Source organism: Dryocola sharpae (genome assembly GCF_051307055.1).
Lineage (GTDB): Bacteria > Pseudomonadota > Gammaproteobacteria > Enterobacterales > Enterobacteriaceae > Dryocola.
Genome location: NZ_CP149994.1, coordinates 1,160,202 through 1,184,517 on the forward strand (window position 1 = coordinate 1,160,202; position 24,316 = coordinate 1,184,517).

Below are 24,316 nucleotides of genomic sequence, written 5' to 3' on the forward strand. Positions count from 1 at the left end.
AGAGGCGCTTATTCAGCGGGGCGGGATCAGGGAACCAGCGCTGCCGAAGGCACCAGTATTTCAGTGGCGATAATCACCACTAACAGACCTACGCCAATCGGCACCGATGTGCGTTTAACCACTTCGAACGGGGAGATTTTCGCCATTCCCGCGACGGCGACCACAACGCCGGAAACCGGGGAGATAGTGCGGCCCAGGTTAGAGGCCTGCAGCATCGGGATGGCGAGGTATGCCGGGTTGATGCCCGAGGAGTGGGCAAGCTTTGGGATCATCTCAACGAAAGCATAGAAAGGCGCGTTACCGGAACCGGTGGTCATCGCCGCCAGCATGGTCAGAATCACCAGCACCAGCATCAGAATGATGCTTGCGGAACCAAACGACGTGGCAATCGAGATCAGGCTCTGGATAAAGCCGATGGTGCTCAGCCCCTGCGCGAAGACGCCCGCTGCAACCAGCAGTATCACCACGTTAGCAAAGGCGTCTGCCATGCCGCGATAGCACACTTCAAGCCCCGAAAAGACGCTTTGCGTATTGAAGCTGCGGAAAAACTCGATCAGCGCCGCCAGCAGAATGCAGATAACCAGAATGGTAATAATATGCAGCTGCGGGCCCCATTTGCCGTCAAAGATCAGCACGCCGATGATGGGGGTGAAGGGAAGAATGGCGTAGAACGACGGCGAGGTGGTCTGGATTTCGCTGATGTCGAGCACTTCATGGCTGATGTGCTCTTTTTTATCCAGGTAGCGCTGCCAGAAGAAGTGGGCGATCGCCATCGCAATAATGGCGGCGACGGAAATCGGCACGGTCGTTTTAAAGGCAAAATCCACCAGCGACATTTCAGCGGCTTTGGCGGCCAGCACCACATCGCCGGAAGTCGGGGAAAGAATAATCGCCGCCGGCGAGGCGCATATTGCCGCTGCCGCGCCGCGGCTGATGCCCACGTTGACCATCACCGGGAACAGCGTTGCCATTAACAGCACGCCGAGGCCGGTTGCGGAAGAAACCGCCAGCGACATCAGGCACGCCACGAAATAGGCGGCGATCATCAGAATATAGGGCGAATTAATAAATTTTAGCGGTTTTGAGGCGAGCTTTACCACCATATCGTTGGCGCCAATATGGGTCATATAAGCAGCAAATCCGCATAGCATCATAATCATCATGCCGAGATCGCCCCCGCGACTCATCAGCAGGATTTTTACGTATTCGACAATATCGGTTGCGTTATAGCCGGTGCTTTCAGCGCTGTCAGGCAATACCTGATGACCCATTAAGGCGCTGACGATCAGTAATAGCAAGCCGCCGACGAAGAGCACGCCGGTGGCGGAGTAGCCCTTGATGATGTAGCGAGCTACGCCAACGATCACCACAACCCCAATAAGTAATTCCAGAAAAGTAAGCATAATGTCCCCCGTTGCGCCAGCCGCGGTTAGCCGGGCCGCACGCAACCGAATGCCTGAAAAATAACCAATAGTCGCTTTTGCCGTATTCTGCAAAGCGGTAAAAATGTGCCTGAGCGATTAACGCGGTTTTCTGATAAGCATCAACTTTCAGACACTCGGTTCAGCGCTCGTAACGCTTTTGCTGGCAACTTTGCAATTATGACATTTACTTATTGCTTATCGTTATGGTTATTTGCCGTAAATAACGCGATAAGAGGCGGTTTGGTAGTCATATAATTAAATTTATATTGCCGGTTTGTTAATTAAAACCCTGAACGTAAAGCAGGCTAAAAAACCTTTATTTGTACGCTGTTTTTGTTCCACTTCCGCCTGGTATGCCGGGTGAAACGGCAAACGGCAGCCAGAGTGCGCTCTCTGAACTGGCCGATATTACGATTATCGACGGCCCGCCAGTGCCGAAAAGCGAAAATGCGCGCCAGTCTATCTGGATTGACGTTGACCTGCGCGGACGCGACCTGAAGTAGCCAGTGAAAGAGATGCAGAAAGTTTTATCTGAACAGGTGATATTACCGCAAGGCCGCGTCCTTATCATGGTCGGAATAATTAGAATATCCCAAACGCGCAGTCGAGAAATTAAAAAGCGTTTTAACTTTTACGTTGCCGATCGTTTTCATACTGTTTTATATGACATTTTCCCGGGTTAGCTGTGCAGTATTAATTACGGGGGATTTAAGTTTTTTATTAACAGGCGTGGCCGGATGCTCTCTTTTGGGGATATAATTTATCCGTGGCCGGTGCCGTTGGTTTTATTGCTTTAGCCGGATCGGCGGCTGAATCTGGCGCTATTATGGCGCTTTATTAAAATCATGCTTTCGCTAAACATAAGGCGTCCGATCCTGATGGCGGAAACGAGATGCTGATGCGCGTAATTCACGAAGATGCGGTGCTGCGCGTGCGGCCAAAAATCAAGTCGGTAGCGACTAGCATGCCGGTTATGTGAGACGACGCCGTCGGGTCGAGAATCATGCGGCGTCTGTCCCTGGCGGAACGCTCGTCGCACCTTTGCTCTCCACGCTGGCGATTCCGGCGCTGCAGGTATTATTTAAAAAAGAAAAGTAAGATATTTCCCAACTCTCTGCCATAAATAAAATGTTAAGGGGAATTGACTTTAATGCGCGATATTTGTTAAGCAGCTAGCGCGCTGAAATATATTTACACTATGGCGGTGATTTTAAGAAAAACCTACCATCCCATTTAGATTCTATTAAATTAAAATTTAGTAGGCTTTAGATTGAAACTTAATGTGGTATGGCGTTGTGAATTTGAACAATAATTTATTGGCTTTTATTTTATTTATTACTTTCCTGGTTGTTACTCCCGTCACTTTTGCGGCAGAGCAGGGCTTTTTCAGCAAAACCTGGGATACCTTTTCTGCAAACGTTTCAGAGACCTGGCGCAATCCTGAGCATTACGATCTCTATGTTCCGGCCATTACCTGGCATGCCCGTTTTGCCTATGATAAAGAGAAAACCGATCGTTATAACGAACGCCCGTGGGGCGGAGGCGTGGGTCAGTCCCGCTGGGATGATAAAGGCAACTGGCACGGCATCTACCTGATGGCTTTTAAGGATTCTTACAATAAATGGGAGCCCATTGGCGGTTACGGTTGGGAGAAAACCTGGCGTCCGTTAGCGGATGAGCATTTTCATCTGGGGTTAGGCTATACCGTTGGCGCCACCGCGCGTGATAACTGGAAGTATATTCCCGTCCCGGTTATTTTGCCTTTAGCCTCAGTGGGCTATGGTCCGGCAACCTTCCAGATGACTTATATTCCCGGGACTTATAACAACGGCAACGTCTACTTTGCCTGGATGCGTTTTCAGTTCTGAACCGGGCGGGCGGCGGCGCAAAATCGCCTGTTTTTTATAACCTTTTAAAAACAAGGGTTAATCGACAATTGATAAAAAAATTAGCGACTTTTGTCACTTTTTCTCATTTCGGTACTGGACAAAACCCATCACAATTGTTGTACTGATGCGCGACACAGCATTTGTGTCTATTTTTCATGTAAAGGTAATTTTGATGTCTAAGATTAAAGGTAACGTTAAGTGGTTTAATGAGTCCAAAGGCTTTGGTTTCATTACTCCGGAAGATGGCAGCAAAGATGTGTTCGTACACTTCTCTGCAATCCAGAGCAATGGTTTCAAAACCCTGGCTGAAGGCCAGCGCGTTGAGTTTGAAATCACTAACGGTGCCAAAGGCCCTTCTGCTGCAAACGTAATGGCTATCTAGTCGCTACCGGCAGAATTTAAAAACCCGCCAAGGCGGGTTTTTTTTCGTCTGTCGATCAGGCGAACAGATACATTTTCAAAAAGCATGCGACAACCAACGCACCCAGCAGCACCGTTCCCCAGCTCATGACTTGCTCTTTCATTGCCTTGCCCCCTTGTCATTTTTTGGGATCGTGGCAGACAATCATTAAGCCAACCTTAACGCGTCAGCTTTTAGTGGCTGGCCGCAACGGAAACCAGCCAGAATGCGAGCGCGGTCATCATAAATGAGCCAGCCAGGTTGAGCAGAACGTTCAGCGCGGCCCAGGCAAGGCGTCCTTCCTGCAGCAAAAAGACAACTTCCGCTGAAAAAGTGGAGAACGTTGTCAGACCGCCGCAAAAACCGGTGGTGATAAGCAGTTTCCAGAAGGGATCAAGATGGGTGAGGCGGCTGAACAGGGCTAAGCCCAGGCCGATAATAAACGCGCCCAAAAGGTTTGCTGTTAATGTGCCTGTAGGGATCGCGGCGTGAACAGGATTGAGTTTCAGACTCAAAAACCAGCGTATCACGCTGCCCGTTCCGCCCCCGATAAATACGGCTGCCAGTATTTGTAACACTACGTTTTCCTGTTTTCAAAATTCAGAAGTCAGGAGTGTAGCGCTCGCACAATCTGTTTTACACCCGATATACTGAAATTAATTATGACGGGCAGGGGAACGGGAATGAAAGTCGCGGTGGGGCAGTTTGCAGTAGGTAATGTCTGGCAGGATAACGCGCGTACCTGCGTAGGGTTAATGGCGCAGGCGGCTTTGCAGGGCGCCGATCTGCTGGTTTTGCCGGAAGCTATCCTTGCGCGGGACGACAAAGATCCTGATTTATCGGTCAATTCTGCTCAGGAAGACAGGGGGGAGTATCTCCAGATGCTTCTTGAAGAGAGCCGTAAAAATAAGCTAACCACGATTTTTACCCTGCATATTCGCACCACGGTGGGCAGAGCGGCAAATACCCTGCTGGTTTTACGGGCTGGTGAAGTTATCGGCCGCTACCAGAAAATTCATCTCTATGACGCGTTTAACGTGCAGGAGTCCCGGTTAGTCGATGCGGGCGGGCAGCTCGCGCCGTTAATTGACGTGGCGGGGATGAAAGTGGGATTGCTCACCTGTTACGATCTGCGCTTTCCGGAAATGGCGCTGAGTCTGGCTTTAGCGGGGGCCGAGGTGCTTGTTTTGCCGGCGGCCTGGCTGTGTGGTCCGCATAAAGAGCTGCACTGGTCAACATTATTGACCGCGCGTGCGCTCGATACCACCTGTTATGTGGTAGCATCCGGCGAATGTGGCAATAAAAACATTGGTCAGAGTAAGGTTATCGATCCGCTGGGTGTTATCATTGCCAGCGCGGCGGAAGCGCCTGCCCTGATTTATGCCGAGCTTGCAGGCGAGCGCGTAGCATCCGTACGTGCAATGCTGCCGGTACTGAAGAATCGCCGTTTCGCGCCGCCTCGTCTGTGCTGATGTTTTTTTAAACAGGGCTTGATTCACCTTGTTACAGATTGCTATTGTGTCGCGCGGGCAAATATTCGTTAATTAGCCCGGATTATTTTTTGCCGTAGCCACGGCAGGTATGACTTAAGAAGGTAGGTATGGGAGAGATTAGCATCACCAAGCTGCTGGTAGTTGGCGTACTGATTGTATTGTTATTTGGTACCAAAAAGTTACGTACGTTAGGCGGCGATCTCGGCGCGGCTATCAAAGGCTTTAAAAAGGCCATGAACGATGACGAAAGCAGCGCTAAGCCCGCCTCCGGCACAGAAGTTCCGGCGGAACGCATTTCGCACAAAGAGTGATTTCCGCATTATTTGCGGTCATTAAGATAAAAAAACCGGCTTCTGAGAGCCGGTTTTTTATTATCCTGTGGATTATATGTAACTTTTTGTAACGCTACTATTTGACTTCCATGCCTTTGGCCTGCAGGTCTGCATGATATGAGGAGCGAACAAACGGGCCGCAGGCGGCGTGGGTAAAGCCCATAGCTAAGGCTTCGGCTTTCATCTCTTCGAACTCATCCGGACTCACGTAACGCTGCACCGGCAGGTGATGACGGCTTGGCTGCAGATACTGCCCCAGCGTCAACATCGTCACGCCATGACGGCGTAAATCGCGCATCACTTCGATGATTTCTTCGTTGGTTTCACCCAGGCCAACCATCAGACCCGATTTTGTCGGGATATCCGGATGCGCTTCTTTAAAGCGCTCCAGCAGCTTCAGTGACCAGTTATAGTCCGCACCCGGACGTACTTTGCGGTAAATACGCGGCACGTTTTCCAGGTTATGGTTGAACACGTCCGGCGGCGTTGCGGTAAGGATCTCTAAAGCGCGATCCATACGGCCACGGAAGTCCGGCACCAGCGTTTCGATTTTGATCGTCGGGTTTTTTTCGCGGATTGCGGTAATGCAGTCGGCGAAGTGCTGCGCGCCACCGTCGCGTAAATCATCACGGTCAACGGAGGTGATAACCACGTAGCGCAGCGCCATATCAGCGATAGTCTGCGCAAGCTTAACGGGTTCGTTGGCATCCGGCGCAACGGGGCGGCCATGGGCAACATCACAGAATGGGCAACGGCGAGTACAGATTGCGCCAAGGATCATAAAGGTTGCGGTGCCGTGGTTAAAGCACTCTGCCAGGTTCGGGCAGGAGGCCTCTTCGCACACGGAATGCAGACCGTTTTTACGCATCGCCGCTTTGATACCCTGAATGCGGGTAGAATCAGATGGAAGTTTGATCTTCATCCACTCAGGCTTTCTTAACAGCTCCTGGCGCTCTGTCACCACGTTTTTAACCGGGATCAGAGCCATTTTATCGGCGTCGCGGTACTTGACGCCGCGTTCCATTACAATGGGTTTACTCATATGGTGCGTGTTCCAGTTGCGGATAACGAGGTCGGTCTGTTTGAATTCAAGCTAGTGTTTTATTTATCAACTATTTTTGATTTCGCGCCGCAGTATACCATCAGTAGCGGGGAGAAATCAGCCAGCACGCGCAGGAAATGGGGAAAGAATTGTAAATGAACTGTTGTTTTGTGTGCTTCAGAGGTTAACGGCTGGCAAAGGACTTTCTGCCAGGAGAACCCTGCGCTGCGCTAGCGGAGCACGGCCAGCCTGCCGCCTGGCCGTTCCGGTTTTATATATTTATGGCCGCCTGAACAGGGCGATGCTGCGGCCTTCAAGCTCGAAATCCTTTTCCCTGGTGATGACGAGGCCGCGCTTTGCGGTATCGGAGGTGGTGACTTCAAGCACCCAGCCGCCCTCACCGAACTGCGGGATACGGAACGGCACGTTGCCTTCGAAAGGGTTGAACAGCATCAGCACGTCGTGCCAGATACCTTCCTGTTCCTGAAGATCCGGGCGGCCGATATAAACACCGAGCGTTGAGCCCTCGTCCCAGTGTTCCGGCTGCTGCGGGCCGCCGCCTGCGTTGAACCACTTGATAACCATGCCGTCGCGCCAGTTCTCGCGGCGTAGCAGGGGTTGCGCGGCCCGCAGCTTAAGCAGCTGGCGGGTAAATTCGCGTAGCGCCTCGCTGCTTTCCGGCAGATTATCCCAGTGGATCCATGAGATCTCGCTGTCCTGACAGTAACCGTTATTGTTGCCCATCTGGCTGCGGCCGAACTCGTCGCCGGCCAGCAGCATCGGCGTGCCGTGGGAAAAAATCATCGTGGCGAGGAAATTGCGCTTCTGGCGATCACGCACCGCGTTAATGCCCTCATCGTCGGTCGGGCCTTCGGCGCCGTAGTTGTAAGAACGGTTGTCGTTGTGACCGTCCTTATTCTCCTCGCCGTTCGCCTCGTTGTGCTTATCGTTATACGAAACCAGGTCGTTGAGCGTAAAGCCATCATGAGCGGTGACAAAGTTGACGCTCGCCCAGGGGCGACGCCCGCGCTGATCGTAGAGATCGCCGGAGCCGAGCAGGCGGGCGGCAAAATCGGTCGGTACATTATCGCCCCGCCAGTATTCCCGCACCGTGTCGCGATATTTGTCGTTCCACTCGGCCCAGCCTGGCGGGAAGCCGCCGACCTGATAGCCGCCCGGGCCGATATCCCAGGGTTCGCCAATCAGCTTCAGCCGGGAGAGCACCGGGTCCTGGATTATGGCGTCGAAAAAGCCGCCGCGCTCGTTAAAACCTCCCGGCTCGCGGCCAAGGATAGTGCCGAGATCGAAGCGGAAACCGTCGATATGCATCGATTCCGCCCAGTAACGCAGCGAATCCATTATCATCTGTAGCACCCGCGGATGCGAAGTATTTACGGTGTTGCCCGTGCCGGTGTCGTTGATGTAATAGCGGTGCCTGTCGGTCAGGGTGCGGTAATAGGAAAAGTTGTCGATGCCCTTTAACGACAGCGTCGGGCCAAGTTCGTTGCCTTCCGCCGTGTGGTTGTAAACCACGTCAAGAATCACCTCAATACCGGCATCGTGAAACGAGCGCACCATATCGCGAAAGCCCTGGATGCCCTTCGGCCCGTAATAGCGTGAGGCGGGCGCGAAGAAGCCGAGCGAGTTATAACCCCAGAAATTCTTCAGCCCCTTATCGAGCAGATGCTGGTCGTCCGGGAACCAGTGGACCGGCAACAGCTCAACCGAGGTGATGCCGAGGCTTTTGATATAGTCGACGGTGGCTTTGTGGCCCATGCCTTCAAACGTGCCGCGCAGCTGCCCGGGTATAGCGGAGTTGAGCTGCGTAAACCCTTTTACATGGGTTTCGTAGAGCACCACTTTTGGCCACGGAATCTCCGGGCGGTTATTGTCCTGCCAGTTGAACTCATCAGGATCGATAACCCGGCACTTCGGCATAAATGGCGCGCTGTCGCGTGTATCGAAAGTAAGGTCCTTCTCCTGATGCAGCAGATCGTAGGCAAAATGCGCTTCATTCCACTCAATATCGCCAACCAGCTCGCGCGCATAGGGATCGATGAGGAGCTTGTTGGGATTAAAGCGGTGGCCCTGTTGGGGATCGTAAGGGCCGTGGACGCGAAAGCCATAGAGCGCACCGGGTTTCAGGCCCGGCACATAGCCATGCCAGATCTCGTGGGTATACTCCGGCAGCGTCAGTTTTGCGATTTCGACCTTGCCGCTCGGATCGTAAAGACAAAGTTCAACGCGCTCCGCGTGCGCCGAGAAGATAGCGAAATTGACGCCCTCGCCATCGAAATTGGCGCCGAGCAGATGGCTTGAGCCCGCTGTGATTTCAAAAGCTTTACCGTTTGTCATTTATTCTTCCTCATTGAATTTTTCATGCATAACAGCAAGTTAAGATTTTTTATGTCATTGTCGTCATAGACTTACGAGCACGGTAGCCATAAAACAATCGACAATTTCTGGGTCGATACGGTCGCTCAGGGAGAGCGTTTCTCCGCTGAGTATGTTGCGGTAGCGGCGGTGAGCAAGCTTATCGGGCAGGGCGATTTCCGCCTGTGCAGGCGACATCGACTGGTTTTCCAGCAGCGCGCTGAAGACGAGGCGCGGCGCGATAATAATCAGCGCATCGTCGCTTTCCGCGCGGGCGAAGGCGATGAGATTCTCTGCCTGCTTGCCCGTAGCGGTAAGCGGCAGATAGTCGCCTCTGCGAAACAGCGTCGGCTTCTGCTGGCGCAAATGCAGGAGCCTGGCGACAAGGTGCTGCTTAAGCTGGCCGCTCCGATCCTCTTCGGTGTTAAAGGCCAACTTTTTATCTTCATCAAGCATCCGTGCGAGCGCGGCGAAATCGGGTGCACGGCGGTTATCAGGATCGACCAGGCTGAAATTAAGCGCCTCGCTTCCCTGATAGATATCCGGTACGCCCGGCGCCGTCAGCTTGATGACCGTCTGGGTGAGGCTGTTGACCAGGCCGGCGCGGATAAAGGGCTGCAGCGCGTCGGAAAAATCCTGCAGGAAGGCTTGGTTTTCCGGTGAGAGCAGGTGGCGGGCATAGTCGAGTACCGCTTTTTCATAGGCGTCGTTGCTGTCGCCCCAGTCGGTGCGCAGCTTCGCCTCCCGCAGCGCTTTTTCCACAAAAGCAAGAAACCTCTCTTCAAGCGCCTGCAGTCCCGCCGCATCTTCCGGGCGTAGCCTGGGCGGCCAGACGCCAGCCAGCGCCTGATAGAGCATCCATTCGACGGACGGTTTCGGCGCTGTACCATCCTCGAGCCTTATGACTTTGTCCTGGTTCATCTGGCGCCAGCGGGCAACGCATTCGGTCCAGCGCTCCGGCGCTTCGGTAAGCGTATAGAGCCGCGCGCGGGCATCCTCGCCGCGTTTAGTATCATGTGTCGAGGTGCCTGAAAGCGCATCCGGCTGCCTTTCGAGCCGCGTTTTCATCTCCGCGTGGAAGCGGTCAAGCGAGAAGGCGCGGGGTATCGGTTCGGCGCCCACCTCGTTCAGGGCCAGCTCCATGTTCTGCCGGAAGAAGAGCGTATCCTCTACCGATTTCGCCATCAGCGGACCCGTTAGCTGCTGGAAGCGCGTACGGAAGATGGCGGCCTCGTCGGCAGCCTCTGCGGAAACTTCGCCTGCGAGGATACGGGTAAGAAAATCGAGCGCCTCGGGCGCAGGAGCATGCGCGCTGGTTCTCACACTTTCGGCTACCCTTTGCAGCATGTCATAGCTTTCCGCCGGTAATCCTTGCGCCGTGCCGTAGGTGCGGTAGACCGGAAAGGCGATCAGCAGTTCGCGCAGGGCTGGCAGAATAGCGTCTTCCTCCAGCGTCACCTTTTCGCTGCCGGCGATAGCCATAGCAAGCGTCAGCAGCCTGGTGAACTCGCCTTCGAAGTTCCTGGTCACCATCAGCAGCTTGGCCGCCCGCAGCTCGGCTGCCATATTTATCTGTTTGCCCATAACCTCATGCCAGGCCGTGCGCAGGACGCGGATCCTGTCGCCATCCACCAGCACATCGGAGAGCGATTCGATAAATTCATAACCGGTGGTGCCGGAAACCGGCCACGCCGCCGGAAGCTGTTCGCCCCTGCCAAGGATTTTTTCAACCGTGATATAGCACGCCGGCCCGGCCTGCTGGCGGAGGCGCTCAAGGTAGGCCTGCGGATCGGCCAGCCCGTCCACGTGATCCACCCGCAGCCCGTCGACCGCGCCGGAATGGACCAGCTCGAGGATCAGCCTGTGCGCATCGTCAAAGACGTTCTGCTCCTCAACCCGCACGCCCGCAAGCCCGGTTATCTCGAAAAAGCGGCGGTAGGAAAGATCGCGCGGCGCATCCCGCCAGGAGATTAATCGCCAGGGCTGGCGCTCGTGCAGGGCGGCGATCTCCGCCTTGTCGGTAAGCTGCAGAAGTTCGGCCTCGCGGCCTTGCCAGGTATCGGGCGCCAGCGGGTAGAAGCTCTCAAAATAGGCGAAAGCGGGCCTGCCGGTTTGCGGATCGGGCTTTATAGTAATCTCGCCATTTTCCAGCACCTTCCCGAAAGCGTCGCCGAGGAAGGGCAGGGTCAGGCGACGCGACCAGTCGATATCGAAATGGCGGGCGTAGCGGCTGTTGGCGCCATTCTCAATAACGTCACGCCACCATGCATTTTCCAGCGAGGCGGCCATATGGTTCGGCACGATATCGAGGATCAGACCGAGCCCGGCTTCCTTCAGCGCCGTTACCATGCGATCGAAGCCTTCGCGGCCGCCGATAGCAGGCTCTATTTCATTGAAGTCGGTCACGTCATAGCCGTGGGTGGAACCGGCTGTGGCGGTAAAGATCGGCGAGGCATAGAGATGGCTGATGCCAAGCCGCTTCAGATAGGGAACAAGGTCCGCGGCGTGGTCGAAGGTCATGCCGTTGCGGAACTGAATGCGGTAAGTCGCGGTTGGGATCTTCACTTAACGTCTCCCCGGGCAAGTCGGACAAGGATGGAGTGCTGCGGCAGCGCATTTGCCGCTTTCGGCCAGGCGAAAATAGTCTCGCCAGGTAAATCGGGAAGCGGCCGGGTTTCCTCGCCGATATTGAGCGCCATCGACAGCGTGCCCTGCGGAAAGCTCCAGCGCACGGCGAAGGATCCTTCCGCTGTTTTTACTACCTTGCCGGCATCGCCTCCGGCCCTGGCAAGCAATGGCACAATATATTCCTGGCGCAGCGCCAGCAGCTCGCGGGTGAAAGCCAGCCACGCTTTGCCTTCTTTACTCTCCGGTTTCCGCCAGTCAAGCTTTGACGTTGCAAAGCTTTTTTCAGCATTCGGATCGGGCACGCTTTCGCCCTCATGACCGGCGTGACCCTCGAACTCTTTCGCACGGCCCTCGCGCACGGCTTTTGCGAGATCGCCGTGGAAATCGGTAAAGAAGAGGAAGGGCCTGGTCTCGCCATATTCCTCGCCCATAAAAAGCAGCGGGATATGCGGCGAGAGGAGCAGGACGGCGAGCAGAACCTTAGTGCGGTCGGCGCCGGCCAGTTCGATCAGCCTTTCGCCCCGGGCGCGGTTGCCCACCTGGTCATGATTCTGAATGAAGTCGACGAAGGCGACCGGCGGCTGTCCGGCGCTTTTCACGCCGCGCTTCTCGCCCGTGTGCGGCGAGACCTCGCCCTGCCATGCGAAACCTTCCGCCAGGCTGCGCGCCACGAACTTTTCCGGCTCGCTGGCAAAATCCTGGTAGTAAGCGTGCGTTTCGCCGGTGGCGAATACGTGGATGCTATTGTGAAAGTCATCATTCCATTCGCCGGTGAAGAGCGGCACCGAACCGTCTTCCCCGCGCGGATGCAGAAAGATAACGTTGCGGCTGTCTTCGGTGGTCAGGTGGACAGGCCGGTCGGTAATGCCGGCGCGAATACGTTCGGCGATTTCGATCAGCACGTGCTTGTCGGAACTGTCCTCGATCTGATCGATCGCGTCGAAGCGCAGGCCGTCAAGATTGTATTCATGCAGCCAGTAGAGCGGCGCTTCCAGGATATAGCGGCGGGCCGCCTCGATATCATAGGCGATGCCGGCGCCCCAGGGCGTCGAGCGTTCCTTATGGAAGAAATCGGGCGCCAGCAGCGGCAGGTAGTTGCCCTCCGGGCCGAAGTGGTTGAGCACGATATCGAGCACCACCGAGAGGCCATAACCGTGCGCGGCATCGATAAAGGCTTTGAAATCCTCCGGCGCGCCATAGGCGGAATGCGGCGCGTAGAGCAGCACGCCATCGTAGCCCCAGCCACGATTGCCGCCGAACTGCGAGACGGGCAGAACTTCGATCATGGTGATGCCGAGTTCGGCAAGGTATGGCAGTTTGTCTATCGCGGCCCGGAACGTGCCTTCCGGCGTGAAGGTGCCGATATGCATCTCGTAGACTACCGTATCGATCCAGGGGCGGCCGCGCCATTCGCTGTTCTGCCAGCGGTAGCGGGTCGGGTCGATGACGAGGGAAGGGCCGTTAACATCCGCTTTTTGAGCGCGGGAGGCCGGATCCGGCACGACCGTGCCGTCGACAAGGACGTAGTTATATTCCGCGCCTGGTGAAACCCCGGTGACCAGCAGTTCGAACCAGCCGTCGCCGCTCCGGTTCATCTCTTTCTCTTCGCCGGAAAGCCTGAGCGTGACCTTGTCCTGACCGGGCGCCCAGAGACGAAAACGAACTTCGTTGGCGGCTACGTATTCGGCCCCCCAACTTTTAGGAAATGATTTGGACTCCATTCGATTGCCTCGTTTAACCCAGAAGTGAGCAATGGACGACATCGCGCGGGATCTGCTCCGGTGATGCGAGCTTTATTAGCTTAATTTGTCATATAGTCCGGATGCCGTAACGGGTCGGAGCGCCCCTGGTCGCCACGAAAAATGGCGCGCCTTCAGAGTGGTGATGTTGAAACGGTGTCCGATTGTCCCAGCATCAGGCAACATACGAGAGTAATCATAGACGATGATGCGGGAGTTGATGGCCGCTCCAGGCGCTGAAACCGGGCCGGGCAGAAGGCGCTTCAGGTAAAGGCGGGGATAAGTGGCTGACCTGTGTGGGTGATCTCACACAGGTGTGTCTGTCAGTCTCAGGGAAATAATTAATCAGGCGGAAAGGTATTCCGTTTGCGGATTATCCAGCAGCTCGATAAGCCTGGCCACCAGGCGCGGCTGAATATCTGCGACCGTCATCCCCGGCTTAAGGTCTTTTACCTGGGTCATCTCAAGGCCGGCATAGCCACAGGGGTTGATGCGCAAAAACGGCGCCAGATCCATATCGATGTTCAGCGCCAGGCCGTGGAACGAGCAGCCTTTACGGATCCGCAGGCCCAGAGAGCAGATTTTACGCCCGTCAACGTAAACCCCCGGCGCGTCAGCGCGTGGGCAGGCTTCGATGCCGACATCAGCGAGGGTATTGACGACGGTTTGCTCAAGGATGGTGACTAATTCACGCACGCCGAGCTTTCTGCGCCGCAGATTCAGCAGAACATACATCACCTGCTGTCCCGGGCCGTGATAGGTCACCTGGCCGCCACGATCGCTCTGGATAACGGGGATATCGCCCGGCACCAGCACGTGCTCCGCTTTTCCGGCCTGGCCCTGGGTAAACACGCTCGGGTGTTCCACCAGCCAGATTTCATCGCGGGTTGTTTCATCGCGCTGGTCGGTAAAGTCGTGCATCGCCTGTGAGACAGGTTCATAGGGCCTGAGGCCGAGCTGGCGAATCAGAATGGTTTCTTGAGACAAAATACTGTCCCCGGCAGGTAAGAAAAGGTGGGCGGATTATACCACAGCAGAATGAAAACACCCGGCTGACGCCGGGTGAGAAATTACAGCACCATACGAACGATTTCGATATTACCCAGCTCTTCGTACAGGGTTTCTACCTGCTCAATGTGGGTAGCCGTGATGGTGATGGAAACCGAATGGTAGTTACCTTTGCTGCTTGGTTTGACCTGCGGCGTGTAGTCGCCCGGCGCGTGGCGCTGCACCACCTCAACGACCAGATCAACCAGCTCCGGCTTCGCCAGTCCCATTACTTTGTAAGTAAACGGCGTAGGGAATTCGAGCAGTTCTTTAAGATTGGTTTTCATGGTAGCTCCAGCGTTACGGCAATAAAATAACTCCCGCGCAAAGGCGGGAGCTGCATTGATGAACAGTATATGGGGGCGTTATTCACACTTTCAAGCGTTCAATTATTAACCGAACCAGTGGTGGAACATCAGTTTGATGTAGTCGATGATTCGGCTAAAGAAATTCCCTTCCGGCATTTCCTGCAGCACCACTAGCGGACGCTGTTCGATAATTTTGCCGTCAAGCTGGAAGTTAATGGTACCGACAACCTGATTTTTCTGCAGCGGAGCGTGCAGTTCAGGCGTGTTCAGCACATAGCTGGCTTTCAGATCTTTCATACGACCGCGCGGGATGGTCAGGTAAACGTCTTTATCCACGCCAAGGGACGCACGATCGTTGTCGCCAAACCAGGCTGGCTCCGAGGAGAATTCTTTCCCGGCTTTAAGCGGAGAAACGGTTTCAAAGAAGCGGAAGCCCCAGGTAAGCAGCTTTTTGCTCTCCGTTTCGCGGCCTTTATAGGTGTGCCCGCCCATCACTGCGGAGATCAAACGCATCTGCCCTTCGGTCGCGGAGGCGACCAGGTTGTAACCTGCGGAACTGGTGTGGCCGGTTTTGATACCGTCGACGTTCAGGCTCTTATCCCACAGCAGGCCGTTACGGTTCATCTGACGGATATTATTGAAAGTAAATTCTTTTTCTTTATAGATGCTGTATTCGTTCGGCACGTCGCGGATCAGAGCCTGACCAATCAACGCCATATCGCGTGCGGAGCTAAATTGTCCCTCGGCGTCCAGGCCGTGAACGGTCTGGAAATGGGTATTCTTCAGGCCAAGGGCGGAAACATAGCTGTTCATCAGGCCAACAAAGGCGTCCTGGCTGCCGGCGACAAAATCGGCCATCGCCACACAGGCATCGTTACCGGACTGCAGGTTAATCCCGCGAATCAGTTGGGCTACCGGCACCTGCATACCGGGCTTGAGAAACATCAGCGATGAGCCTTTAAAAACCGGGTTGCCGGTCGCCCAGGCATCGTTACCCACGGTGACTACCGCGTTCTCATCAAACTTGCCGGCTTTCATCGCCTGACCAATCACATAGCTGGTCATCATTTTGGTGAGGCTTGCCGGATCGCGGCGGGCGTCGGCGTTGGATTCAGCCAGCACTTTTCCTGAGTTGTAATCGATCAGGATGTACGCTTCCGCATCAATCTGCGGAACGCCCGGGATCATTGTTTTAATGTTCAGGTCGTCAGCTTGAGCGCAAGCCAAAGCACTAAAGGTAAGGGCCGTAGAAAGCGCCAGGCGCTTAACAAAACGTACAGGAAGGGCTGTATTCATGATAAGAACAACGACATCCGTGATGGAATTAAAAAAAGTGCCTTACTATAGCAAATGCGATTTTTGCTGACATCCGACTTTGCGCATGATTTGTTAATGAGCTTTACACTAATTTACGCGCTGCGCAGGCCAGCAAGTTTCGCTTACATAGCAGGTGCGTTTGTAATAAATGACTGCTGCTGGGCTTCGCTCATCAGCCGCTGCTGCAGCGCCGCGGCTTCGCTACGGCTGCCAAAGGGGCCAAGCTGCACGCGGTAAACGGCGCCGTTGCTTGAGACCGCGCCCGGCACCTTAAACTGCTGGCTGAGTTTCTGCTGCCATTGCGTCGCGCGGGCCTGGTCGCTGACGGCGCCTACCTGAACCACGTAGCGCCCTGAAGCTGCGGCTGGCGCCGCGGTCTGAACGTTGCCCTGTACGGAACCTGGAGCAGTCACAGGAGCAGTTTGCTGGACCGGAGCTGGCGGAGCAGCAGGCGCGGCGGTTTGCTGAACCGGAGCTGGAGCTTCCGCGGCTGGCGCTGCAACTTCCGTGGCCGGCGCTGGCGCAGGCTCATTGGTTTCAATAACGCCAGGTGCAAGCGGCGTTGCAGCGCCCAGGAAACCGCTGCTGTTCACTGGCGCACCTGTTGCGTCTTCGCTTCGCAGCGAAGCGTTACTGATGGCGCGAACATCGCCCTGCGGCGCATCCGCCGGAGCGGAAGAGGCGCTTCCCATGCCGGTGTTTAAATCCGGACGAGGGGGCAGGGCATAAGTTTGTTTAGCAATGGTGGTACAGGCCGTACCCGGACCTGACAGGGTGCCGTCTTGCGCCACCAGAATCGGGTCGATCCGTACTTTAGTATTGTTCGACGTGTTAAGGCGATCCGCGGAAGCGCGGGAAAGTGAAATCACGCGATCGTTGCCGTAAGGGCCGCGGTCGTTAATGCGTACCACAATCATGCGGCCGTTAGCGAGGTTAGTGACGCGCGCATAGCTTGGGATGGGCAGCGTTGGATGCGCGGCCGTCAGCGCCATGGCGTCAAAAGGTTCGCCTGAGGCCGTCAGGTTGCTTCCGGGCTCCGCATCATAGATAGCAGCCAGGCCAGCCTGGCTAAAGTTGGCCGGGTTCTGGACAATCCTGTAGCTTTTACCGTTATTTTCGTAATCCTGATTCACCGACGGATTCAACGGCTCATAGCGCGGCTCAGCACCGCTAATTTCTACCGCCGGACCATTACAGGCCGCCGGTTGCGGCTGCTGGTTTACCTGCGGTTGTTCGACATCACCGGACGAACAGCCAGCCAGAATGGCGGCTGCTACAAAAATACCTGGCCAATGCTTAACCATTGCGCACCTCGTTACACGCTTTTCGACAACATCTTCCTGTGGGTATGTATCGACATCACGATACCAAACCCGGCCATCAGTACGATGAGGGCCGAGCCCCCGTAGCTCACCAGCGGCAACGGCACGCCGACCACCGGTAAGATACCACTAACCATGCCAATATTAACAAACACATAGACGAATAAAATTAGCATCAACCCGCCTGCCATTACGCGGCCAAAGGTTGTTTGCGCCCGGGCGGCGATATACAGCCCGCGCATAATAAGCAGCAGGTAAAGCGCAAGTAACACCAGTACGCCAACCAGCCCCAGCTCTTCTGCCAGAACGGCGAAAATAAAGTCCGTATGGCGTTCGGGAAGGAACTCAAGCTGCGACTGCGTGCCGTGTAGCCACCCTTTGCCGCGCAAACCACCGGAGCCGATCGCAATTTTGGACTGAATAATATGATAGCCCGCCCCGAGCGGATCGGTTTCCGGATCGAGCAGCATCATCACGCGCGCACGCTGGTAATCGTGCATCAGGAAGAACCAGAGAATCGGAATAAACGCCGCGAGCAGCAGCACCGCGACGCCAATTAAACGCCAGCTCATGCCGGAAAGGAACAGTACGAACAGGCCTGAGGCCGCAATCAGAATGGATGTCCCAAGGTCCGGCTGGGCCGCGACCAGCAGCGTTGGCATAAAGATCAGCACCAGCGCGATACCGGTGTTTTTCAGCGTAGGCGGGCAGACGTCGCGGTTAATAAAGCGAGCAACCATCAGCGGGACGGCGATTTTTGCAATCTCTGACGGCTGGAAGCGCACGATGCCTAAATCCAGCCAGCGCTGCGCCCCTTTCGAGATGGCCCCGAAGGCGTCAACCGCGACCAGCAAAATAATACAGACGATATACAGATAAGGCGCCCAGCCTTCATAGACGCGGGGCGGGATCTGCGCCATGACGATCATCGCCATCAGCCCCATCAGGATCTGGCCGACTTTACGCTCCATCATGCCCATATCCTGGCCGCTGGCGCTCCAGACGACCAGCGCGCTGAAGACCAGCAGCGCAAGGATAGTGACCAGGAAAAGCGGGTCGATATGGATTTTATCCCAGAACGATTTTTTATTCGGATTATCAGTCATGGTTATTGATCCTCAGAGCCGGGTGCGGCAGGCGCCTCGGCCGGCAAATCCGTGTTGTTATCCCCTAACATCAGGTGGTCGAGGATTTGACGCATAATCGTACCTACCGCGGGACCGACGCCGCCGTTTTCCAGAATGATGGTCACGGTGTATTCCGGATGCTCATACGGGGCAAATGCGGTCATTAATTTGTGGTCGCGTAAACGCTCGGCAATTTTATGCGCGTTGTAAGTTTCGTTGGCCTTCAGGCCAAACACCTGCGCGGTACCGGATTTCGCAGCAACCTTGTAGGGAGCGTTAGCAAAATACTTATGCGCCGTACCGTTCGGGCGGTTGGCGACGCCGTACATGCCGTCTTTGGCTATCTCCCAGAATCCTGAGTGAATATCGCCGACCGGCGGCTGCACCGGCTGCTTCCAGGGAACCTGTTTGCCGTTTTCAGCGGTGCTCTGCAGCAGATGAGGGACGCGTACGATGCCGTCGTTAATCAGGATCATCATCGCCTTGCTCATCTGAATCGGCGTGGCTGTCCAGTAGCCCTGGCCGATGCCGACCGGAATGGTGTCGCCCTGATACCACGGCTTTTTATAGCGTTTTTGCTTCCATTCGCGCGTTGGCATATTGCCCGAACGCTCTTCGGAAAGATCGATGCCCGTGTAGTGTCCGTAGCCAAACTTGCCCATCCACTCTGAGATGCGGTCGATGCCCATATCGTAGGCGACCTGGTAGAAGAAGGTATCCGCTGACTCTTCGAGCGATTTGGTGACGTTCAGGCGGCCGTGCCCCCACTTTTTCCAGTCGCGATAGCGTTTCTCGGAACCCGGAAGCTGCCACCAGCCCGGGTCGAACAGCGAGGTGTTGCGGTTGATCACGCCCGCGCTTAGCGCCGACACGGCCATGTAAGGTTTAACCGTTGAGGCTGGTGGATAAACGCCCTGAGTCGCTCGGTTGATAAGCGGCGTGTTCGGATCGTTAAGCAGTCCGGAGTAATCTTTCGTGGAGATACCGTCTACAAACAGGTTGGGGTTATAGCTTGGCATAGAAACCAGCGCCATAATGCCGCCGGTGCGCGGGTCTGTTACCACCACCGCTGCACGGCTGCCCGCCAGTAAGGTTTCAATGTAATTCTGTAATTTCAGATCGATGGTCAGATAGATATCGTGCCCGGCCTGCGGAGACACCTCTTTAAGCTGACGGATAACGCGACCGCGGTTGTTAACTTCAACCTCTTCATAGCCGGTTTGCCCGTGAAGCACCTCTTCGTAATATCGTTCTATGCCCAGCTTGCCGATATCATGGGTTGCGGCATAGTTGGCGAGCTTGCCGTCTTTGTCGAGGCGCTCAACGTCTTTATCGTTGATCTTCGAGACGTAGCCAATGACGTGGGTCAGCGCGGAACCATACGGATAGTAGCGACGCTTATAGCCCTTCACTTCCACGCCCGGGAAACGGTACTGGTTCACGGCAAAACGGGCGACCTGCACTTCGGTCAGGTTCGTTTTTACCGGAATGGAGGTGAAGCGGTGCGAACGGGCGCGCTCTTTCTTAAAGTTGACGATATCGTCATCGGTGAGATCGACCACCGGGCGCAGCGCGTCAAGCGTGGCCTGCACGTTATCCACTTTTTCAGGCATCATTTCGACCTGATAAATGGTGCGGTTGAGCGCAAGCGGCGTGCCGTTACGGTCGTAAATAATTCCGCGGCTGGGCGGGATCGGCACCAGCTTGATGCGGTTTTCGTTTGAACGGGTCTGGTAGTCGGTAAAACGGACGATTTGCAGATTATAAAGGTTGGCGATAAGCACGCCGGTCAACAGCAATATGCCGATAAAAGCGACCAGCGCCCGGCGCACAAAGAGCGCAGACTCAGCCGTATAGTCGCGAAAAGAATTCTGTAATTTCATCCGTAGGTTTGTTTTACCAGGCTCGATGTTTACTCACGATGATAAGGATGATTGGTCGTTATGCTCCATGCACGATAAAGGCTCTCCGCCACCAGAACCCGCACCAGCGGATGCGGAAGGGTCAGCGTGGAAAGCGACCAGCTCTGTTCCGCGGCGGCTTTACAGGCCGGAGCCAGCCCTTCCGGGCCACCAATCAACAAGCTGACATCGCGACCGTCCTGCTTCCAGCGTTCAAGCTGGGTGGCAAGATGTGGCGTATCCCAGGGCTGGCCGGGGATATCCAGGGTGACGATGCGGTTGCCTTTACCGGCTGCCGCCAGCATCATTTCGCCTTCTTTGTCGAGGATGCGCTTGATATCAGCGTTTTTACTGCGTTTTCCCGCCGGGATCTCAACGAGTTCAAACGGCATATCTTTAGGAAAACGACGCAGGTACTCGGTAAAACCGGTTTGCACCCAGTCAGGCATTTTGGTTCCGACCGCCACCAGTTGCAGCTTCACCCATCAGCTCCAGAGCTTTTCCAGCTCGTAGAGCTGACGGCTTTCTTCCTGCATGACATGGACGATAACTTCGCCCAGGTCAACCACCACCCAGTCGGTGGCGTTGATGCCTTTTACGCCCAGCGCGTCCAGACCCTCTTTACGCACGGACTCGACGACGTGTTCAGCGATGGACATAACGTGACGATTGGATGTGCCGGTACAGATAACCATGCAATCGGTGATGCTTGATTTGCCCTGAACATCGATCGCGATGATGTCCTGGCCCTTGAGATCGTCGATCTTATCGACGATGAAATCCTGGAGTGCTTTACCCTGCAAGTGTTCCCCCTGGGAGAATAAAAGTGTTCGATGTGGCCCGTATCAAAAGCCATTATACTTGATTGCTGGCTGAGCTTGCCGAAAACTGGCGGCGCGGCGCTCAAAGTGGGCTATCATCCCACCGGATGGCCTGGTTTGCATCGCCATTTTTGTAAAACTATTTTCGAAAAGTCATGCTTACGGGCAGGAAATTATGGCAGCGGAGCATAACAGCCTGAGGTGCAGTGTCAATGGCTGACAAGGTTAACTTGCCAGCGGCGGGTATTCCGCGCGGCTATTAAGAGTTTTCAGCGTGACAAAGCCGTGATGAATCTCCACCGCGCTCCATGTCCCCTGTTCGATAACGAAGTGCCACAGGGAAGCGGGCGGCATATTCAGCAACGTGGCGAGGAACAGGCTCAGCACGCCCTGATGGCTGACAATCAGCATATTTTCGTCATTATGCTGCCGCGCTTTTATCGACTCGCTGAATTCGCTAACCCGTTGGTTGAACCGCTGAAAACCTTCGCCGTTTGTCGGAATGACATTTTGCCAGTCGCTGCACCAGGCCGCGTAGCGTTGCGCATCGTCACGCTGCAGATCGCGATGATGACGCATTTCCCAGTCGCCAAAATGCATTTCGTTCAGGCGCGGGTCTACGCAAGGGGTGATATCGCGCTGCTGCAGAATTAGCCTTGCCGTATGCTGCGCCCGGCCCAGCTCGCTACAGAGCACCCGATCGAAAGCGACGCCGCGCAGCATGTGCCCGACGGCCAGCGCCTGGTTTATGCCCAGCTCCGTTAGTTCCGTTTCCGAAATACCGCTATACACGCCATCGAGGTTCGCCCGGGTTTCCCCGTGGCGCACTAGCCATAATTTCATCGTTATCGCTGATACAGGTTATGTTGCTGAATAAAGGCCAGCACCGGGGCAGGGACGAGATCGTCACACGGCAGGTTTTGCGCCAGCCGCTGGCGAATGGCGGTGGCGGAGATGTCATACATCGGCGTTTGCGCCAGATAAATCTTTCCGGCAGGCGTGGCGTGCAGATCGTCAACCGAGGTTGTGCTGTGGCTGTCCAGCCAGCGCTGTTGCCCGGCGGTATCCATCGAAACCGGGTAGCCAGGACGCTGGGTGACCAGCAGATGGCACAGATCGAGCAGGTTTTCCCACCGATGCCAGCGCTGCAGGCTCAGCAGTGAATCCTGGCCAATAATAAAGGCCAGAGGCTGCTGCGAGCCTTGTTCGGCGCGTACCTGCTCCAGCGTCTCAACGGTCCAGGAAGGCGCGGCGCGCGCAAGCTCCCGCGCATCAAGTTTGAAAAGCGAATTGCCCGCAATCGCCAGCTCCACCATTGCCTTGCGCTGTTGGCTATTCGCCTCGGGCTGGGGGCGATGCGGCGGAACGTTATTTGGCATGATAGTTACGCGATGGAGCCCTACCTGCGCTGCCAGCGCTGCAACGGGCTTCAGATGCCCGTAATGGATAGGGTCGAATGTTCCGCCATAGATCGCACACAGCGGAAGGGACGGGCTAGCCATCAATAAAGATTTCCGGCAGGGTTTTATGGCACAGCAGCAAAGAAAGCCCTTCCAGCTCGGCCCATACCGACTGCCCGTAATCCTGTTTTAGCGTCAGTTCAATCTGGCTTAACAGGCGCACGGCCTGATAGAGCTGTTCTGCGCTGAGGCGATTCAGGGCTTCGGTCACCAGCGCGCGGCGATTTTGCCAGACCCGCTGTTGATCAAACAGCGTGCGCAAAGGCGTATGCGCGGACTGGCGTTTAAGGGTCACCAGCTGTATTAATTCACGCTGAATGGTGCGCAGCAGGATCGTCGGCTCGCTTGCTTCAAGCCTTAGCTGCTGCAAAATATGCAGGGCGCGCTTATTTTTTCCGCCAAGAATGGCGTCGATCCAGTGAAAGGGCGTGAAATGCGCCGCATCGCTGACCGCCTGCTCTACGCGCGGCAGCGTTAATTTTCCATCCGGCCAGATAAGCGAAAGCCGCTCCAGTGCCTGGGAGAGGGCCAGCAGGTTGCCTTCATAGCAGTAACAGAGGAGCTGATTTGCCGCATCGTCCAGCGCGAGATTCATCTGTTTTGCGCGCTGTGCGACCCAGCGCGGAAGCTGCGCGTGCTCCGGCGTCTGGCAGGTCACCAGAACGCTACGATCCGCAAGCCGGGTATACCAGGCGGCGTTCTCTTGCGCTTTGGTGAGCTTATTTCCGCGGACCAGCAGCAGGAGGTCGTTATGCAGCAGGCCGATAAGCGTTTCCAGCTGGCTGTTGATAGCCGCATTCGGGCCGTTATCGGGGAGCTGGAGCAGAAGCGTCTGGCGGCTGGCGAAAAGGCTTAGCGCCTGACAAATTGAGAACAGGGCCTGCCAGTCGGTGCTGGCGTCGATCTGTACCCTGTGATGCTCTTCAAAGCCCTGAGCGACGGCCGCCTGGCGCACCGCATCATGGCTTTCCTGCAGCAATAAAGGGTCGTTACCAAGCAGCAAATACGCCGCGCGCAGCCCTTCATTGAGCTGCGCGCGGAGCTGTTCCGGATACAACCGAATCATTGGCTGCCGGAAGTAGCCGGAAGCGTAGTGGAAACGCGACCGGAGGACGTTTCGGCGCTTGCCGGCGCGCTGTCAGCCGGGTTTGCCTGCGCTTCATTTGTTTCCGCAACGTCCGCCGCGTGGACAGAAAGCAGCTTGCGGATCAGCTGCTGCGCGGCGTTGGTATACATCTCTTTGATAAGCAGATCCTGCTCGGCATCTTTCGCCAGCGTGGTCAGCGGGTTATCAAAGAAGGATTTATATACTTTGGCGCTGATCGGGTAGATGTCATGGCCCGGGATTAAAACCTGAGCCCTGACGGTCATCACCATTTGATATTCCGCGGTACGGCCGTTCTGGAAGATAGACGCCGTGTCTTTACCGACGGTCCCTCCCAGCACGCGAAGCGAAGGAATATCCTGGCGAACGCCGGTTTTCGTATCCTCAACGATGGTCACGCCGTTCAGCCGTAGCTGAGAGCGGATTTCACGCGTTAACGGCCCGTTAGGATCGCTGGAGTTGAGGATCATGGTCTTCAACTGCGCGGGGACCTGCGTGCTGCCACGCAGGTGAAAACCACACCCGGCGGTGAGAAGCACCGCCAAAGTAACTAACAAGGTGACAAAGGGATGTCGCACGGTTCCTCCT

The 24,316-nt window shown here is 55.6% G+C and carries 23 protein-coding genes; 5 read left to right on the top strand and 18 right to left on the bottom strand.

Annotation, left to right across the window (positions count from 1 at the left end):
- Positions 1-26 precede the first annotated feature (26 nt).
- A complete protein-coding gene (gene dcuC, locus WLO31_RS05470; RefSeq protein ID WP_435929486.1) occupies positions 27-1,403 on the bottom strand; it encodes an anaerobic C4-dicarboxylate transporter DcuC in 1,377 nt (458 codons plus the stop codon).
- Between the two features lie 374 nt (positions 1,404-1,777).
- Between dcuC and WLO31_RS05475 the strand changes: the two genes are divergently transcribed.
- From WLO31_RS05475 to cspE, 3 genes are all read left to right on the top strand, one after another.
- Entirely contained in the window at positions 1,778-1,927 is a 150-nt protein-coding gene (locus WLO31_RS05475; protein ID WP_435929487.1) for a hypothetical protein, read from the top strand.
- A 798-nt stretch (positions 1,928-2,725) separates the two neighbouring features.
- A complete protein-coding gene (pagP, locus tag WLO31_RS05480; protein WP_435929488.1) occupies positions 2,726-3,292 on the top strand; it encodes a lipid IV(A) palmitoyltransferase PagP in 567 nt (188 codons plus the stop codon).
- Between the two features lie 193 nt (positions 3,293-3,485).
- Positions 3,486-3,695, top strand: a complete 210-nt coding sequence (gene cspE / locus WLO31_RS05485; RefSeq protein WP_012542460.1) for a transcription antiterminator/RNA stability regulator CspE — start codon at positions 3,486-3,488, stop codon at positions 3,693-3,695.
- A gap of 212 nt (positions 3,696-3,907) precedes the next feature.
- On the opposite strand, the gene crcB is transcribed toward cspE, so the two are convergent.
- Positions 3,908-4,291 carry a fluoride efflux transporter CrcB gene (gene crcB, locus WLO31_RS05490; protein WP_435929489.1) on the bottom strand — a complete coding sequence of 128 codons (384 nt, stop codon included), beginning with the start codon at positions 4,289-4,291 and terminating at the stop codon, positions 3,908-3,910.
- A 105-nt stretch (positions 4,292-4,396) separates the two neighbouring features.
- On the opposite strand from crcB, the gene WLO31_RS05495 reads away from it, so the two are divergent.
- Together WLO31_RS05495 and tatE are read left to right on the top strand one after the other, a co-directional pair.
- Entirely contained in the window at positions 4,397-5,185 is a 789-nt protein-coding gene (locus tag WLO31_RS05495; protein ID WP_435929490.1) for a deaminated glutathione amidase, read from the top strand.
- A gap of 128 nt (positions 5,186-5,313) precedes the next feature.
- Entirely contained in the window at positions 5,314-5,517 is a 204-nt protein-coding gene (tatE, locus tag WLO31_RS05500) for a twin-arginine translocase subunit TatE (RefSeq protein WP_435929491.1), read from the top strand.
- 97 nt (positions 5,518-5,614) lie between these two features.
- On the opposite strand, the gene lipA is transcribed toward tatE, so the two are convergent.
- From lipA to lptE, 16 genes are all read right to left on the bottom strand, one after another.
- Entirely contained in the window at positions 5,615-6,580 is a 966-nt protein-coding gene (gene lipA / locus WLO31_RS05505) for a lipoyl synthase (RefSeq protein ID WP_435929492.1), read from the bottom strand.
- Positions 6,581-6,859: 279 nt separating this feature from the next.
- Positions 6,860-8,935 carry a glycogen debranching protein GlgX gene (gene glgX, locus WLO31_RS05510; protein WP_435929494.1) on the bottom strand — a complete coding sequence of 692 codons (2,076 nt, stop codon included), beginning with the start codon at positions 8,933-8,935 and terminating at the stop codon, positions 6,860-6,862.
- A gap of 63 nt (positions 8,936-8,998) precedes the next feature.
- A complete protein-coding gene (treY, locus tag WLO31_RS05515) occupies positions 8,999-11,473 on the bottom strand; it encodes a malto-oligosyltrehalose synthase (RefSeq protein WP_435930522.1) in 2,475 nt (824 codons plus the stop codon).
- Positions 11,474-11,514: 41 nt separating this feature from the next.
- Positions 11,515-13,302: a malto-oligosyltrehalose trehalohydrolase gene (treZ, locus tag WLO31_RS05520; protein ID WP_435929496.1), complete on the bottom strand. Its 1,788-nt coding sequence runs from the start codon at positions 13,300-13,302 to the stop codon at positions 11,515-11,517.
- Between the two features lie 363 nt (positions 13,303-13,665).
- Entirely contained in the window at positions 13,666-14,307 is a 642-nt protein-coding gene (lipB, locus tag WLO31_RS05525) for a lipoyl(octanoyl) transferase LipB (protein WP_435929497.1), read from the bottom strand.
- Between the two features lie 83 nt (positions 14,308-14,390).
- Positions 14,391-14,654 (bottom strand): DUF493 family protein YbeD, encoded by a 264-nt coding sequence (ybeD, locus tag WLO31_RS05530; RefSeq protein ID WP_121267153.1) that lies wholly within the window; start codon positions 14,652-14,654, stop codon positions 14,391-14,393.
- 105 nt (positions 14,655-14,759) lie between these two features.
- A complete protein-coding gene (dacA, locus tag WLO31_RS05535) occupies positions 14,760-15,971 on the bottom strand; it encodes a D-alanyl-D-alanine carboxypeptidase DacA (protein WP_435929498.1) in 1,212 nt (403 codons plus the stop codon).
- A 143-nt stretch (positions 15,972-16,114) separates the two neighbouring features.
- Positions 16,115-17,296 carry an endolytic peptidoglycan transglycosylase RlpA gene (gene rlpA, locus WLO31_RS05540; RefSeq protein WP_435929500.1) on the bottom strand — a complete coding sequence of 394 codons (1,182 nt, stop codon included), beginning with the start codon at positions 17,294-17,296 and terminating at the stop codon, positions 16,115-16,117.
- Between the two features lie 11 nt (positions 17,297-17,307).
- The gene (mrdB, locus tag WLO31_RS05545) at positions 17,308-18,420 is read right to left on the bottom strand and encodes a peptidoglycan glycosyltransferase MrdB (RefSeq protein ID WP_435929501.1); all 1,113 of its coding nucleotides are present in this window, start codon (positions 18,418-18,420) and stop codon (positions 17,308-17,310) included.
- A 2-nt stretch (positions 18,421-18,422) separates the two neighbouring features.
- Positions 18,423-20,324, bottom strand: coding sequence for a peptidoglycan DD-transpeptidase MrdA (gene mrdA, locus WLO31_RS05550; protein WP_435929502.1), 1,902 nt, complete (start codon positions 20,322-20,324; stop codon positions 18,423-18,425).
- 29 nt (positions 20,325-20,353) lie between these two features.
- The gene (gene rlmH, locus WLO31_RS05555; protein WP_121267148.1) at positions 20,354-20,824 is read right to left on the bottom strand and encodes a 23S rRNA (pseudouridine(1915)-N(3))-methyltransferase RlmH; all 471 of its coding nucleotides are present in this window, start codon (positions 20,822-20,824) and stop codon (positions 20,354-20,356) included.
- 3 nt (positions 20,825-20,827) lie between these two features.
- Positions 20,828-21,145 carry a ribosome silencing factor gene (rsfS, locus tag WLO31_RS05560; RefSeq protein ID WP_271121581.1) on the bottom strand — a complete coding sequence of 106 codons (318 nt, stop codon included), beginning with the start codon at positions 21,143-21,145 and terminating at the stop codon, positions 20,828-20,830.
- A 243-nt stretch (positions 21,146-21,388) separates the two neighbouring features.
- On the bottom strand, positions 21,389-22,006 hold the full coding sequence (locus tag WLO31_RS05565) for an adenosylcobalamin/alpha-ribazole phosphatase (RefSeq protein WP_435929504.1): 618 nt from the start codon (positions 22,004-22,006) through the stop codon (positions 21,389-21,391).
- 2 nt (positions 22,007-22,008) lie between these two features.
- Positions 22,009-22,665 (bottom strand): nicotinate-nucleotide adenylyltransferase, encoded by a 657-nt coding sequence (gene nadD, locus WLO31_RS05570; RefSeq protein WP_435929505.1) that lies wholly within the window; start codon positions 22,663-22,665, stop codon positions 22,009-22,011.
- Entirely contained in the window at positions 22,658-23,689 is a 1,032-nt protein-coding gene (holA, locus tag WLO31_RS05575; RefSeq protein ID WP_435929506.1) for a DNA polymerase III subunit delta, read from the bottom strand. The genes nadD and holA overlap by 8 nt, the downstream gene beginning before the upstream one ends.
- Positions 23,686-24,306, bottom strand: a complete 621-nt coding sequence (lptE, locus tag WLO31_RS05580; RefSeq protein ID WP_435929507.1) for an LPS assembly lipoprotein LptE — start codon at positions 24,304-24,306, stop codon at positions 23,686-23,688. The genes holA and lptE overlap by 4 nt, the downstream gene beginning before the upstream one ends.
- Between the last annotated feature and the right edge of the window lie 10 nt (positions 24,307-24,316).

Excerpts from the sequence above, each read along its gene's own strand:
- dcuC (WP_435929486.1), bottom strand. The coding sequence starts at position 1,403 with ATGCTTACTTTTCTGGAATTACTTATTGGGGTTGTGGTGATCGTTGGC.
- WLO31_RS05475 (WP_435929487.1), top strand. The coding sequence starts at position 1,778 with ATGCCGGGTGAAACGGCAAACGGCAGCCAGAGTGCGCTCTCTGAACTG.
- cspE (WP_012542460.1), top strand. The coding sequence starts at position 3,486 with ATGTCTAAGATTAAAGGTAACGTTAAGTGGTTTAATGAGTCCAAAGGC.
- WLO31_RS05495 (WP_435929490.1), top strand. The coding sequence starts at position 4,397 with ATGAAAGTCGCGGTGGGGCAGTTTGCAGTAGGTAATGTCTGGCAGGAT.
- tatE (WP_435929491.1), top strand. The coding sequence starts at position 5,314 with ATGGGAGAGATTAGCATCACCAAGCTGCTGGTAGTTGGCGTACTGATT.
- lipA (WP_435929492.1), bottom strand. The coding sequence starts at position 6,580 with ATGAGTAAACCCATTGTAATGGAACGCGGCGTCAAGTACCGCGACGCC.
- glgX (WP_435929494.1), bottom strand. The coding sequence starts at position 8,935 with ATGACAAACGGTAAAGCTTTTGAAATCACAGCGGGCTCAAGCCATCTG.
- treY (WP_435930522.1), bottom strand. The coding sequence starts at position 11,473 with ATGACCTTCGACCACGCCGCGGACCTTGTTCCCTATCTGAAGCGGCTT.
- treZ (WP_435929496.1), bottom strand. The coding sequence starts at position 13,302 with ATGGAGTCCAAATCATTTCCTAAAAGTTGGGGGGCCGAATACGTAGCC.
- ybeD (WP_121267153.1), bottom strand. The coding sequence starts at position 14,654 with ATGAAAACCAATCTTAAAGAACTGCTCGAATTCCCTACGCCGTTTACT.
- dacA (WP_435929498.1), bottom strand. The coding sequence starts at position 15,971 with ATGAATACAGCCCTTCCTGTACGTTTTGTTAAGCGCCTGGCGCTTTCT.
- rlpA (WP_435929500.1), bottom strand. The coding sequence starts at position 17,296 with ATGGTTAAGCATTGGCCAGGTATTTTTGTAGCAGCCGCCATTCTGGCT.
- mrdB (WP_435929501.1), bottom strand. The coding sequence starts at position 18,420 with ATGACTGATAATCCGAATAAAAAATCGTTCTGGGATAAAATCCATATC.
- mrdA (WP_435929502.1), bottom strand. The coding sequence starts at position 20,324 with ATGAAATTACAGAATTCTTTTCGCGACTATACGGCTGAGTCTGCGCTC.
- WLO31_RS05565 (WP_435929504.1), bottom strand. The coding sequence starts at position 22,006 with ATGAAATTATGGCTAGTGCGCCACGGGGAAACCCGGGCGAACCTCGAT.
- nadD (WP_435929505.1), bottom strand. The coding sequence starts at position 22,665 with ATGGCTAGCCCGTCCCTTCCGCTGTGTGCGATCTATGGCGGAACATTC.
- holA (WP_435929506.1), bottom strand. The coding sequence starts at position 23,689 with ATGATTCGGTTGTATCCGGAACAGCTCCGCGCGCAGCTCAATGAAGGG.